This window comes from Pseudomonas crudilactis (assembly GCF_013433315.1).
GTDB classification, from domain to species: Bacteria; Pseudomonadota; Gammaproteobacteria; order Pseudomonadales; family Pseudomonadaceae; genus Aquipseudomonas; species Aquipseudomonas crudilactis.
Map to the genome: position 1 here is coordinate 92,912 of NZ_WXVV01000023.1, position 12,777 is coordinate 105,688.

Consider the following 12,777-nt stretch of genomic DNA (forward strand, 5'->3'; position numbering starts at 1 on the left):
TGGTGACTGTTCGATTGCCTTCGCGAGCAGGCTCGCTCCCACAGGGGAGTGCGGTGCAAATGTGGGAGCGAGCCTGCTCGCGAAGGGGCCGCTCGGTCAGTGCAAAAATCTGCTGCCTCGTGCTCTGCTAGAATCGGCCCCATCAACAGCCTGAGACTCCCCCATGAGCGAGCCGATTCGTCTGACCCAATACAGCCACGGCGCCGGTTGCGGCTGCAAGATTTCCCCGCAGGTGCTGGAAGTGATTCTGGCCGGCAGCGGCGCACAGAACCTTGATCCGAAACTGTGGGTCGGCAATGCCTCGCGCGATGACGCGGCGGTGTACGAGATCGATGCCGAGCGCGGTGTGGTCTCGACCACGGATTTTTTCATGCCGATCGTCGACGACCCGTTCGACTTCGGCCGCATTGCCGCGACCAACGCGATCAGTGACATCTATGCGATGGGCGGCGATCCGCTGATGGCGATCGCCATTCTCGGCTGGCCGGTTAACGTGCTGGCGCCAGAAGTGGCGCGCGAAGTGATTCGCGGTGGTCGTGCCGTATGCGACGCCGCGGGCATTCCGCTGGCGGGCGGGCATTCGATCGATGCGCCGGAGCCGATCTTCGGCCTCGCTGTCACCGGTCTGGTGGAAAAGCGCCACATGAAGCGCAACGACACCGCCACCGCAGGTTGCCTGTTGTACCTGACCAAACCGCTGGGCATCGGCATCCTCACCACCGCCGAGAAGAAGGGCAAATTGCGCGCCGCCGATGTCGGCGTGGCCCGCGACTGGATGTGCACCCTGAACAAACCCGGCAGCCGCTTCGGCAAGCTCGCCGGCGTTACAGCGATGACCGACGTCACCGGTTTTGGTCTGCTCGGGCATCTGGTGGAAATGGCCGATGGCAGCAAGCTCACCGCACGTATCGCCTATGACCGCGTACCGCGTCTGGACAGCGTCGAGTATTACCTCGATCAGGGCTGTGTGCCCGGCGGCACGTTGCGCAACTTCGACAGCTATGCGAGCAAGGTCGGCCGCGTGCAGGAGTTGCACAAACGCGTGCTCTGTGACCCGCAAACCAGCGGAGGTCTGCTGATCGCCGTTACCCCTGAAGGCGATGCCGAGTTCCTCGCCGTCGCCGCCGAACTGGGCCTGAACCTTGCGCCAATCGGCGAACTGGTTGAGCGACAGACGAACGCAGTCGAGGTGATTTGATGCTCCGCGACTGCACTGACTACCGTGACATTTTTCTCAACGACCGGCCCATGATGGATGCCCGTGCGCCAGTTGAGTTTTCCCACGGTGCGTTCCCCGGCGTGGTCAATCTGCCGCTGATGAACGACCGTGAGCGCGAACAGGTGGGTACCTGTTACAAACAGCACGGACAGCAAGCTGCGATTGCTTTGGGTGAGCGGCTGGTGTCCGCCGAGGTCCGGGAGCAGCGCATTCAAGGCTGGGTCGAGTTTGCCCGTAACAATCCTGATGGCTATTTGTATTGTTTTCGCGGCGGCCTGCGTTCACAGATTGTTCAGCAATGGATCAAGGACGAGGGCGGCATCGATTACCCGCGTGTCGGCGGCGGTTACAAGGCCATGCGCACATTCCTCCTGGAAACGGTCGATCAGGCTGTTGCCGAATGCGAACTGGTTCTGCTCGGCGGCATGACCGGCACCGGCAAAACCGAAGTGCTGGTGCAGTTGAGCAATGGCCTGGATCTGGAGGGCCATGCCAATCATCGGGGCTCGAGTTTCGGCAAGCGCGCCACCGGGCAACCGACCAACATCGATTTCGAAAACCGCCTGGCCGTTGACGTGCTGAAAAAACGCGCTGGCGGGATCGGGCAATTTGTTCTGGAGGACGAGAGCCGGGTGGTCGGCAGTTGTGCCTTGCCATTGCCTTTGTACAGGGGCATGCAAGCGGCCCCGCTGGTATGGCTGGAGGACAGCCTCGACAATCGGGTCGAGCGAATCCTGCAGGATTATGTGATTGATCTGCATGCCGAATTCGTTGCGGTGCATGGTGAGCAGGGCTTTGCGCTGTACGCCGAGCGATTGATTTCCAGCCTGAACAATATTCAGCGTCGCCTGGGTGGCGAGCGTTATCAACGCATGTATTTGCAGATGGAAGCGGCACTGGCCGAACAGGCGCACAGCGGTTCGGTCGAGCTGTTCCGTGAGTGGATCGGCGTATTGCTGCGCGACTATTACGACCCGATGTATGTGTTTCAGCGCGAGAAGAAGGGCGGGCGGATCGAGTTTGCCGGGGAGCGTGGGGCGGTGCTTGAGTATTTGCGCGTGCGGGTCAGCCAGAAAGATTGAGGTTGTAGCGACTGGCCTCTTCGCGAGCAGGCTCGCTCCCACAGGGGATTTGTATTTCACGCAGATCCAATGTGGGAGCGAGCCTGCTCGCGAAGGAGTCGGGTCAGGCCATACAAGACTCAGGTCGGACAGGTTTCCTTGCCATGATCCAGCCCCTGCTTGTAGCTGTGGCTCTGCAGACTGGCCTTGCCGTTGTGCCAGGTCAGGGTCAGTACATACAGCGAGTCAAAATCGTTGCCCGCCCAGTCCTCGGTGATGTTCTGTTTCTCGCCGACCGCTTTGCCGGCCACCTTGTTGATCAGCTCCGGCAGATAGCCGTGGGACCACGCGGTGTAGATCGTCGAGTTGTGATACTTGTCTTCCAGCAGTTCGCGGGCCAGGTCACTGGTGTCGTTGGCCGAAAACTCGATATTCACCGGCAGGCCGAGCTTGATCGCGGCGGGGCTGATGGTCATCAGTGGGCGAATGTAGCTGTAGGAATTGTCCAGCTCTCCTTCCTCGACATTGCGCGTAGGGTTGGCGGCGAACACGTAGTCAGCCTTGCCGAACTTCTCCGGCAGCAACGTCGACAGGTCGATGGCGCGGTTCAGGCCCTGGCAGTTGAGCTGGCCGAGACCGCCTTCGGGTTTCTCCGCATGGCGCAGGAACACCAGTGTCTGGGTGCCGTCCGCCGGTTGCGCGCGACTTTCGCTGGACTCAAGCGAGAGGAACAGCGCACTGACGGCCAGCAGGGAAGGCAGGGCCACATACGCGCGATGTTTGAAACGTTTGGCGAAACGCATAAGGTTCGTCATCAAATAGAAAGTTCTTCAGCTGATTCAATTAAGGCTGACAAACCTTTACACCGCGGGCTCCCAGCACCGGGTGTTTTCCCTGTCGTGAACAGCTTCCTCTGCGAGAAAGACATAGCTCAGAGTCCTCTGAGGCCCGTTGGTTCGATCCGAGCGAGTGCGTGGCACTCTAACGGCATCTTTCAAGGGCTTGGACGCAGGTTAACGACAGGATGTTACCGTTCGTGTAGGCGCTGCAGCAGGCCTACATTATGATCAGGCTTTAATTTGTGACTGGATGCTTCCCATGACCGATCTGTCCGCGTTCCCGATCACCCAGAAATGGCCGGCGCAGTACCCAGACTGGATTCAGCTCTATTCCTTGCCCACGCCCAACGGCGTGAAAGTCTCGATCATGCTCGAAGAAATCGGCCTGCCGTACGAGCCGCACAAGGTCGCTTTCGATAGTAATGATCAGTTGTCACCGGAGTTCCTGTCGCTGAACCCGAACAACAAGATCCCGGCAATCCTTGATCCCCATGGTCCCGAAGATAAGCCGCTGCCGCTGTTCGAATCCGGTGCGATCCTGATTTATCTGGCCGACAAAAGCGGCCAGTTGCTGGCCCAGGAAGGCGCGCTGCGCTACGAAACGATTCAGTGGCTGATGTTCCAGATGGGTGGCATCGGCCCGATGTTCGGCCAGCTCGGTTTCTTCAACAAATTCGCCGGCAAGGATTACGAGGACAAGCGTCCGCGTGATCGTTATGTCGATGAAAGCAAACGCCTGCTCAAAGTGCTCGATGGCCGGCTCGAGGGCCGTGACTGGATCATGGGTGAGCGCTACACCATTGCCGATATCGCCACGTTTCCGTGGGTGCGTAACCTGATCGGGTTTTATGAGGCCGGTGATCTGGTGGGCATCAGCAACTTCCCCAATGTCACTCGTGTGCTTGAGCGTTTCCTCGCCCGCCCAGCGGTCATTCGCGGCCTGACCATCCCCTCGTAATCTCAGGGCTGCACACATAACCCTGTGGGAGCGAGCTTGCTCGCGAAGGCGTCGTGTCAGCCAGCATTTCTATTGCTGATACACCGACTTCGCGAGCAAGCTCGCTCCCACAGGGGATTTGTTGTGTCACAGCGATTATTGCACCCCCGGTAATGCACTCTTGATTGATCCAGGTTTGTACCCCAACCCCCGCAAGGCATAAGCTTCGCCCCCTACGACTTTCGTCTCATCTGCCGTTTTCAGGAAAGGCCCTCATGTCCAGTCAGTTCCCCGAAGCACGTCCCCGCCGTCTGCGCCGCAATGCGAGCCTGCGCAGCCTGTTCCAGGAAACCGAATTCAGCCTGAACGATCTGGTCCTGCCGATTTTCGTTGAAGAAGAAATCGACGACTTCGTGCCGATCAACAGCATGCCCGGGGTGATGCGCATTCCCGAGCGCAAGCTGGCCAGCGAAATCGAGCGCTATGCCCGTGCCGGCGTCAAGTCGGTGATGACCTTCGGCGTGTCCCACCATCTGGACAGCAACGGCAGCGACACCTGGCGCGAAGAAGGCCTGGTCTCGCGCATGTCGCGCATTGCCAAAGACGCAGTGCCGGAGATGATCGTGATGTCCGACACCTGCTTTTGCGAATACACCGATCACGGCCACTGCGGCGTGATGCACAACCATGAAGTCGACAACGACCAGACCCTGATCAACCTCGGCAAGCAAGCTGTGGCGGCGGCCCGCGCCGGTGCTGACGTGATCGCGCCGTCGGCGGCGATGGACGGTCAGGTGCGAGCGATTCGCCAGGCGCTGGACGCGGCCGGGTTCACGCAGATTCCGATCATGGCTTATTCGACCAAATTTGCTTCCGCGCTGTACGGCCCGTTCCGCGAGGCCGGTGGCAGCGCGCTGAAAGGCGACCGCAAAAGCTATCAGATGAACCCGATGAACCGTCGCGAAGCCCTGCGTGAATCGCTGCTCGACGAGCAGGAAGGCGCCGATGCGCTGATGGTCAAACCGGCCGGCGCGTACCTCGACATCATTCGCGACATCCGCGAGGCCTCGAACCTGCCGCTGGCGGCGTATCAGGTCAGCGGCGAGTACGCGATGATCAAGTTCGGCGCACAGGCCGGGGCGATTGATGAGGATCGTGTGGTGCGCGAGAGCCTGGGCGCGATCAAACGGGCGGGTGCGGATTTGATCTTCACTTACTTTGCGATGGATCTGGCATTGGCCGGTATCTAAGCAACACCGCAAACCCAAATGTAGGAGTGAGCCTGCTCGCGATAGCGTCTTGTCAACCGACATCAATGTTGACTGATACGACGCTATCGCGAGCAGGCTCACTCCTACAGGGGATTGTGGTGGGTCAGGGGCAGTTGAAGAACGGCCGGATGCCGTGATCGCGGAAATAGCGTTCAATCACCTTCGGATCGGCACTGTTCTCGGCAATCGCCACATAGGTATCCGGGCGCAGCAGATAAAAGCCGTTGCGCCCCAATCCCGCCGTTTCAAACGCCGGGCGCCAGTCGAACACATGCAGCGGTAAATGGTGTTCATTGCACCAGGCAATCATTTCGTCGCTGGTGTCGCCGTACACATGCACCTGCCAGCACGGCTGTCTCAGCGGTTCGTAATTATCTCCCTCACCATCATGCGCCCAGGGCAAACGGTCACCGCCGTGGACGTGACCGGCCGCGCCTTGGCTCAGCGGCATGCCGCGATAGTTGAGGGTGACTTGCGACACCGTGCGAAAAAGGAATTCGCGACTGGCCTCGAACGAGGCCATTTTCGGGATCAGGAACGGTGCCACACGCATGCGCAGCAGATCGGCTATGCGCCCCTCGGCGGTGACGAAACTGAAGACTTTATCGGTGGTCGACACCAGCCTGCGGGCGAAGGCAATGCGTTCGGTTTCATAGCTGTCGAGCAGGCTCGGTTCGGCGGCGCCGCTGAGCACTGCAGCGAGTTTCCAAGCCAGATTGATCGCATCGCCGATACCGGTGTTCATGCCCTGACCGCCCGCCGGGCTGTGCACATGCGCGGCATCGCCAAGCAGAAACGCGCGGCCGCTGCGAAAATGCTCGGCCACGCGGTGATGCACACGGTAGGTCGAGAACCAGTGGACGTCTTCGATATGCACTTTCAGGTGTTCGATGGCGCGGCTGCTGACATCGGAAAATTCCAGGGTTTCGGCGCGATCCGCACGTTCATCACGCACGGTGCCGATCAGCCGCGCGCGGCCTTCGCCGGCCAGTGGAAACACGGCGAGGAAGTCCGCTTCATCCAGATCCAGATGCAACTCGCCGTTCATCGCCGGGCCGCTGGCCTTGACGTCGGCGACGTAGAAAATCTGCTGATAAGTGCCGCCGGGAAAATCCGTGTCGAGGGTTTTGCGCACCACTGAGCGGGCGCCATCACATCCGGCCAGATAACAGGCCTGGCAGATTTCCTGTTCACCGTCGGGCAGGCGCAGATGTGCGGTGAGGCCGTCGCCGGTTTCCTCGAAACTTTCCAGCATCGTGTCGCGTTCGACCGTGACGCCGTAGTCTTCGAGGCGCTCGATCAACAGCCGCTCATGCTCGTCCTGCGGGAAGATTTCGACGAACGCGTAGGGCGTCAGGCCTTCGCCGATGCGGTTCAGCGGCAATTGCGCGACCGGTTTGCCGTTGACCCAGAAATTCGCCGCCGCCACCCGATGACCATTGCGCACCACGGTGTCGGCGAGGTCCAGTTGCCGGTAGAGCTCGAGGGTGCGCGCCTGCACCGCCAGTGCTCGCGAAGTGGTGCCGGGTGCAGAGGTTTTATCGATGATGCGCACGCGTACGCCGAGTTTGCTCAGCCACAGGGCCAGCACCAGACCGGTCGGGCCGGCGCCGATGATTAGAACGTCGCTGCGGTTCATGGGGCTGTCCTCCGTTTGCTGTGGAGCAAGTATGGATCAGCAGGATAGGGTGGCCAGTGGATCGGCCAGACGGGGCTGTTTTGATGGTGTTCGGCTGGGGTGCTGTTGTGTGACGTAAATAGTGGCCCCTCACCCCAGCCCTCTCCCGAGGGAGAGGGAGCCAATTGGGGGCCTTTCAAAACATGAGTTCGACTCGATGTTTCAGGTCGGTGTAACTTGCAAGAACACCACGGTCAGTCCCCTCTCCCTCCGGGAGAGGGCTAGGGTGAGGGGCTTTTCAGCCTTAGAAATCGATAGTCCCGGACAACTTGGCAACCCGCGGCTCACCCTGAGTCAGGTACCCACCCTGAGCCGATTCCCAGTACTTCTTGTTCGCCAGATTCTCCACGCCCAGACGCAACGTCACGTCCTTTTCCGAGACCTTGAACGCATAACGCGCACCGGCATCGAAACGGTTCCAGGTCGGCAGACTGAGGTTGTTCGCCGCATCGGCATATTGACCGCCGGTACGCAGCATCCGCGCGTTCAGCGCTACGCCTTGCAGGCCGGGCACGTCCCAATCCGCACCAGCGTTGAACTGGAAGGTCGGCACGCCGATCGCACGGTTACCGTCGTTGGCGCCGTTGAGGGTGTTCTTCAGTTCGGTGTCCATCAGGGTCAGGCCGCTGATCAGACGCAGGCCCTGGATCGGCTCGCCGAACACGTTCATTTCCACGCCTTTGTTGACCTGCTCGCCTTCACGCACGTAGGTGCAGGTGGTGGCGCTGTCGATTTCGCAGTAACCATCGCTTGGCTGTTCGATGCGATAGACACCCAGGCTGGCGCCGTAAGTGCCCATGTCGACTTTTACCCCGGCTTCGGTCTGTTTGGAACGCGCGGGTGCATAGACTTCGTTGCCGTTGGTCACACGGAAACCACCGGAACTGGTCGGCGAGGTCGGGCCCTGGGCCAGGCCTTCGATGTGGTTGGCGTAGAACGACACATGTTCCCACGGTTTGAACACCACGCCGTACACCGGGGTGGTGATCGATTCGTCGTAGCTCGACTTGCGATCGCCGCTGCCCCAACTGGCATAGTTGTAACCTTGCACCACCAGTTGCTGACGGCGCAGGCCGGCGGTGACCAGCAGGCGATCGTCGAAGAAACCGAGGGTGTCGGAAATCGCAATGCTGCGGTTGAAGGTCTTGCCGACGATGCCCGGATCATTCAAGTTGCCGCCGGCAAAATTGCCCACTGGCGACGGTGTTTGCACCGGGTGATAGATGTTGTTGGCGTATTGGGTCAGGTCGAAATCATAGGCACTGCGCTGTTCGGCCCAGATGCCGGTCAGGCCGAAGTTGAGCTTGTGGCTGACCGGACCGGTATCGAATTTACCGTTGAGGCCGGCCATCACACTGGTGTTGTCTTCATCGTGGGGAATGAACGAGCCGGTGGTGAACGAGGCGCCGTTGTTACCGACCAGGGTGGTCGAGTTGTAATTCCCGACTTCACGGGTGTGCTTGGCGCCGCCGGCGGCGTAGGCGGTCCAGTTGTCGTTCAGGTCGTACTCGGCGCGGAGCATGCCGAAGGTGTCTTCGATGTCGGTGTAGCCCCACTTCGGCGCGTAGTTGGTGTCGGCCGACGGCGCGTCCGGAATGTGCGTGGCGGTGCCGAGGTTGACCGAGTTGCGGCCACCGTTGACGCGTTCTTTCTGATAGGCGAAGTCGCCAGAGATGCGCAGGGCATCACCGCGATAGTCGAGGCCGATGGCGAACAGTTTCGAGCGCTGGTTCTCGTGATCGATACCAGTGTCGCCTTCGCGCTGGGACAGGTTGATCCGGGCGCCGAAGCGGTTGTCTTCACCGAAGCGCTGGCCAATGTCGAAGTGATGACCGATACGGCCTTCGCTGTTGATGTCGGTGGTGTAACGACGCAGCGGCACGTCACCGGCGCGTTTCGGTTGCAGGTTGACGCCACCGCCGATGCCGGAACCGGTCGGGGTCACGCCGTTGATAAAGGCGTTCGGGCCTTTGAATACTTCCACGCGCTCCAGTGCGTCGGTGGAAATGATCTGCCGTGGCAGCACGCCGTACAGGCCGTTATAGGAAATGTCGTCGCCGTTCAGCGGCAGGCCACGGATCATGAAAACCTGCGCCTGGTTGGAGAAACCCGAGGCCTGCCGTACCGACGAATCGTTGAGCAGCACGTCGGCGACGTTTTCGGCCTGTTGATCCTGAATCAGCTGTTCGGTGTAGGACGCGGCGCTGAACGGCACGTCCATCATGTCCTGATTGCCGAGCACGCCGAGCTGGCCACCACGGGCGACCTGACCACCCGCGTAAACCGGGGGCAGGGCGTTTGGCGTCGGTGCCTGAGCATTGACGTTGACATCGTCCAGCACCAGCGCCTTGTTATCGCCTTCGGCGGCGTAAGCGGTGACAGTCAGGGAGCACAGCAGGGCGAGAAGCGTCGGGCGAAACGGGACGGCGAGTCGAGCTGGAGCGGACATGTATGTACCTGGAGGCGCACGGCCAGTGAGAAAAATAAGGGCGGCGCGGGAACTCCTTGCGCAAATGCGACTCCAGGTGCAAATGATAGGTTTTCTCAGTAACGTTTTGCAATCAGTTTGTCATTAGTCTTGGAGAGCTCTATTTCAAGGCACTTGGCGACACAGGGAGATGAGCATCCAGGGAACAGCGCCAAATCAGCGCAGTCCTAGCCTGCGCCACACCATTGATCGTATGGTGAACCCGGCACAACGGACTGGATGAGGCTTCATGCACAACTTTCAATTACCGATCACCCTCGCCGCATTGCTGGTGCTCGCCGGTTGCGCGGGGCAGCGCGGCCAGGAACCGGTGCCCCGTGCGCCTGCTGAAGTCAAGGCCGAGATCGTGCGGCTGATGCCGGCCAAGACTGCCGATCGCCAAGGCTGGGCCTCTGATATCTATGCCGCGTTTGCCGCGCAGAACATCAGCCCGACCACGCAAAACCTCTGCTCGGTGCTGGCCGTTGCCGAACAGGAATCCACTTTTCAGGCCGACCCCACGGTGCCCGGCCTGGGTAAAATCGCTCGCGACGAAATCGACCGCCGCGCCGCCAAAGTGCACATCCCCAGCCTGTTGGTCAGCGGTGCTCTGCAAGTGCGTTCAACCAACGGCAAGACCTACAGCGAGCGCCTGAACGCAGCGCGCAGTGAAAAAGAACTGAGTGCAATCTTCGATGATTTCATCGGCAGGGTGCCGATGGGCCGCACGCTGTTCGGCGGCTTCAACCCGGTGCACACTGGCGGGCCGATGCAGGTCAGCATCGAGTTTGCCGAGCAGCACGCCAAGGATTATCCGTACCCGGTGGACGGCACGATCCGCCGTGAAGTGTTCAGCCGTCGCGGAGGCATGTATTTCGGCATCGCGCATTTGCTCGGCTATCCGGTGAGTTACCGCGAGCCGCTGTATCGGTTTGCTGATTTCAATGCAGGCTGGTACGCCAGTCGCAATGCCGCGTTTCAGAATGCGGTCAGTCGCGCCTCGGGCATCCCACTGGCGCTCGATGGCGACCTGATCCGCTACGACTCGATCATGCCCGGTGGCACCGAACTGGCAGTGCGCACCCTCGGCAAGTCGCTGGGCATGCGCAACCCGACCATTCGCGATCAACTGGAGAAGGGCAAAACCCTGGAATTCGAGGAGACCAAGCTCTATCAGGGGGTATTCGAACTGGCGGAGCAGGCGGAGGGGAAAAAGCTGCCACGGGCGGTGTTGCCGGGGATTGTGCTGCAGAGTCCGAAGATCACCCGCAAGCTCACTACAGCGTGGTTCGCCAAACGGGTGGATGAGCGCTACAAGCGCTGCATGGCCAAGGGCAGTTAAAACAGACGGACATAAAAAACCCGGCTGACTGCGCCGGGTTTCTCTGGGTTGCTGCGATGTTCCACTTCATTCAAGCGTTGCGAAGTTCGTTCAAACGATCTGCGCCACCTTCGGCGACGGTGTTGCCTTGCAGACGATCAGAGCCATCGGCGGCGACAGTGTTGCCCTGCAGACGATCAGAGCCATCGGCGGCGACAGTGTTGCCCTGCAGACGATCAGAGCCATCAGCGGCGACAGTGTTGCCCTGCAGACGATCAGAGCCATCGGCGGCGACAGTGTTGCCCTGCAGACGATCAGAACCATCAGCGGCGACAGTGTTGCCCTGCAGACGATCAGAGCCATCAGCAGCGACAGTGTTGCCCTGCAGACGATCAGAACCATCAGCGGCGACAGTGTTGCCCTGCAGACGATCAGAGCCATCAGCGGCGACAGTGTTGCCCTGCAGACGATCAGAACCATCCGCCGCAACAGCGTTCTGGTACAGACGATCGGAGCCGTCGGCGGCGATCATTGTGTGGGCCGGGGTAGCGGCGAAAGCGTTAACTGCGAAAACCGAGAAAGCGATGCTGAGAAGAGTCTGGCGTTTCATGATGGTGTGCTCCGGGGTGTTATTGGTTGGTATGGAGCAGATGTTACCCCCGGGATTTTTTATGAGAACTTCATTGCCGTGATTGTAAACATCGATGCCGATGATGTTTGCCAGAAGCCGCAGAGCAGAGCCTTACAGCACCTTCACCGCGCGCCCGATCGCCTGAATCGGCCCGGTCGGTTTGCCGATCGGCGAGCCGTTGGCGCCCTCTAGCGTCAGTTCGAACAACTGGTTCGGTTGCAGCGGCGGCAGCTTGTCCAGCGGCACCGACAGGGCCTGCCCCGGCTTGACCAAACCTAGCGAAACCGGGCCCTGCCAGCCATCAGCCTTGGTCCAGAATTCCAGTGCCTTGTCCGCCGGGACTTCGACCACACCCAGCGGTATCAACTGAATCTCCCGCGAATTGCTCGCCTGGATTACCCAGCCCGGCGCCTTGTCCTGCGGCGCGACCAGCACCACCAGAAAGCTTGGTTTCGGCGTGGTCTGGGTCAGCAGGATCGAACCCAGAATCAATGTGGCGACCAATCCGGCCGCGCTTAACCCGCGCCATAGCGGCAGCAGGTTCCACCATGAAGTCGAGGGTGCTTCCTGCGTCAGACGCCCGACACTGCGCTCAATGCGCGGCCACAACTGCGCCGACGGTTGTTGCGGTTCGGCCAGATCCGTCAGCTCCAGCAGGCGCCGTTCCCAGGCATCCACCGCGGCACGCAACTCGGGTTCATTCGGCAAGCGCCGTTGTACTTCGATCCGCTGTTCGGCAGGCAATGTGCCGAGCACATATTCGCCGGCCAGTTCATCCCGTTCCTGTGCCGATTCGCTGGTCATCCCATGCACTCCCGCAAGGCGTTGAGGCTGCGTTTGATCCACGCTTTGACCGTGCCCAGCGGCGTGTCGAGGCGCGCGGCAATCTGCGCGTGGCTGTAACCGTCGACATAGGCATGCAGGATGCAGTGGCGGCGTTGCGGCTCCAGTTGTTCCAGGCAACGGTGGATGCGCGCCGAATGTGCCTGGGCGTCGAAGTCGTTATCCTCCGCAGCCACCTCGTGAGCTTCGTCGAATGGTGTTTCCCGTCCGTGATCGCGCAGCAGATTCAGCGCCAGATGCCGGGTCACGCTGAACATCCAGCCACGCGCCGAACCGCGCGCCGGGTCAAACCCCGCCGCACCGTTCCAGATCTTGATAAACGCCTCATGGACAACGTCCTCCGCCAGCGCCGTGTCGCGCACCAGGCGCTTGGCCACACCGAGCAGACGCGGGCCTTCCTGCACATACAAATCGCGCAGGGCCGACCGCTCGCCGCGGGCACAGGCAGCGAGGCGGGCTTCGTAATCGAAAACGGATTCGGCTAAAGGCATGTCGTGCAATCTAGCTCAC

At 60.6% G+C, this 12,777-nt stretch carries 11 protein-coding genes; 5 read left to right on the plus strand and 6 right to left on the minus strand.

Translation table 11 applies throughout. The features are described 5' to 3' along the window. Window positions 1–163 precede the first annotated feature (163 nt). Window positions 164–1,198 (plus strand): selenide, water dikinase SelD, encoded by a 1,035-nt coding sequence (selD, locus tag GTU76_RS23075; RefSeq protein WP_016985324.1) that lies wholly within the window; start codon window positions 164–166, stop codon window positions 1,196–1,198. Further along, window positions 1,198–2,301, plus strand: a complete 1,104-nt coding sequence (gene mnmH, locus GTU76_RS23080) for a tRNA 2-selenouridine(34) synthase MnmH (RefSeq protein WP_180699685.1) — start codon at window positions 1,198–1,200, stop codon at window positions 2,299–2,301. The genes selD and mnmH overlap by 1 nt, the downstream gene beginning before the upstream one ends. Window positions 2,302–2,420: 119 nt before the next feature. Here the strand turns inward: mnmH and GTU76_RS23085 are convergent, their stop codons facing one another. Then, window positions 2,421–3,095: a hypothetical protein gene (locus tag GTU76_RS23085; protein ID WP_016985322.1), complete on the minus strand. Its 675-nt coding sequence runs from the start codon at window positions 3,093–3,095 to the stop codon at window positions 2,421–2,423. A gap of 283 nt (window positions 3,096–3,378) precedes the next feature. On the opposite strand from GTU76_RS23085, the gene GTU76_RS23090 reads away from it, so the two are divergent. Both GTU76_RS23090 and hemB read left to right on the plus strand, forming a co-directional pair. Then, window positions 3,379–4,077 (plus strand): glutathione binding-like protein, encoded by a 699-nt coding sequence (locus GTU76_RS23090; protein WP_095121143.1) that lies wholly within the window; start codon window positions 3,379–3,381, stop codon window positions 4,075–4,077. A gap of 254 nt (window positions 4,078–4,331) precedes the next feature. Beyond that, complete coding sequence (hemB, locus tag GTU76_RS23095; protein WP_102902429.1) at window positions 4,332–5,306, plus strand: porphobilinogen synthase; 975 nt, start codon at window positions 4,332–4,334, stop codon at window positions 5,304–5,306. 124 nt (window positions 5,307–5,430) lie between these two features. Here hemB and GTU76_RS23100 read toward each other — a convergent pair whose 3' ends face one another. Next, window positions 5,431–6,966, minus strand: a complete 1,536-nt coding sequence (locus GTU76_RS23100; RefSeq protein ID WP_180699686.1) for an FAD-dependent oxidoreductase — start codon at window positions 6,964–6,966, stop codon at window positions 5,431–5,433. A gap of 283 nt (window positions 6,967–7,249) precedes the next feature. Beyond that, window positions 7,250–9,454, minus strand: coding sequence for a TonB-dependent receptor (locus tag GTU76_RS23105; protein WP_180699687.1), 2,205 nt, complete (start codon window positions 9,452–9,454; stop codon window positions 7,250–7,252). A gap of 268 nt (window positions 9,455–9,722) precedes the next feature. Between GTU76_RS23105 and GTU76_RS23110 the strand changes: the two genes are divergently transcribed. Then, window positions 9,723–10,814 carry a DUF1615 domain-containing protein gene (locus GTU76_RS23110; protein WP_180699688.1) on the plus strand — a complete coding sequence of 364 codons (1,092 nt, stop codon included), beginning with the start codon at window positions 9,723–9,725 and terminating at the stop codon, window positions 10,812–10,814. A gap of 70 nt (window positions 10,815–10,884) precedes the next feature. On the opposite strand, the gene GTU76_RS23115 is transcribed toward GTU76_RS23110, so the two are convergent. The 3 genes from GTU76_RS23115 to GTU76_RS23125 all read right to left on the minus strand — a co-directional run bounded on the left by GTU76_RS23115 (window position 10,885) and on the right by GTU76_RS23125 (window position 12,758). Beyond that, on the minus strand, window positions 10,885–11,403 hold the full coding sequence (locus GTU76_RS23115) for a hypothetical protein (RefSeq protein WP_150694894.1): 519 nt from the start codon (window positions 11,401–11,403) through the stop codon (window positions 10,885–10,887). 132 nt (window positions 11,404–11,535) lie between these two features. Further along, window positions 11,536–12,228, minus strand: coding sequence for an anti-sigma factor (locus tag GTU76_RS23120; protein WP_180699689.1), 693 nt, complete (start codon window positions 12,226–12,228; stop codon window positions 11,536–11,538). Continuing rightward, entirely contained in the window at window positions 12,225–12,758 is a 534-nt protein-coding gene (locus GTU76_RS23125; protein ID WP_026000513.1) for a sigma-70 family RNA polymerase sigma factor, read from the minus strand. The genes GTU76_RS23120 and GTU76_RS23125 overlap by 4 nt, the downstream gene beginning before the upstream one ends. Between the last annotated feature and the right edge of the window lie 19 nt (window positions 12,759–12,777).

Coding starts and splice junctions, on each gene's coding strand:
- GTU76_RS23125 (WP_026000513.1), bottom strand. CDS start 12,758: ATGCCTTTAGCCGAATCCGTTTTCGATTACGAAGCCCGCCTCGCTGCC.
- mnmH (WP_180699685.1), top strand. CDS start 1,198: ATGCTCCGCGACTGCACTGACTACCGTGACATTTTTCTCAACGACCGG.
- GTU76_RS23120 (WP_180699689.1), bottom strand. CDS start 12,228: ATGACCAGCGAATCGGCACAGGAACGGGATGAACTGGCCGGCGAATAT.
- GTU76_RS23090 (WP_095121143.1), top strand. CDS start 3,379: ATGACCGATCTGTCCGCGTTCCCGATCACCCAGAAATGGCCGGCGCAG.
- GTU76_RS23085 (WP_016985322.1), bottom strand. CDS start 3,095: ATGACGAACCTTATGCGTTTCGCCAAACGTTTCAAACATCGCGCGTAT.
- GTU76_RS23100 (WP_180699686.1), bottom strand. CDS start 6,966: ATGAACCGCAGCGACGTTCTAATCATCGGCGCCGGCCCGACCGGTCTG.
- GTU76_RS23105 (WP_180699687.1), bottom strand. CDS start 9,454: ATGTCCGCTCCAGCTCGACTCGCCGTCCCGTTTCGCCCGACGCTTCTC.
- GTU76_RS23115 (WP_150694894.1), bottom strand. CDS start 11,403: ATGAAACGCCAGACTCTTCTCAGCATCGCTTTCTCGGTTTTCGCAGTT.
- GTU76_RS23110 (WP_180699688.1), top strand. CDS start 9,723: ATGCACAACTTTCAATTACCGATCACCCTCGCCGCATTGCTGGTGCTC.
- selD (WP_016985324.1), top strand. CDS start 164: ATGAGCGAGCCGATTCGTCTGACCCAATACAGCCACGGCGCCGGTTGC.
- hemB (WP_102902429.1), top strand. CDS start 4,332: ATGTCCAGTCAGTTCCCCGAAGCACGTCCCCGCCGTCTGCGCCGCAAT.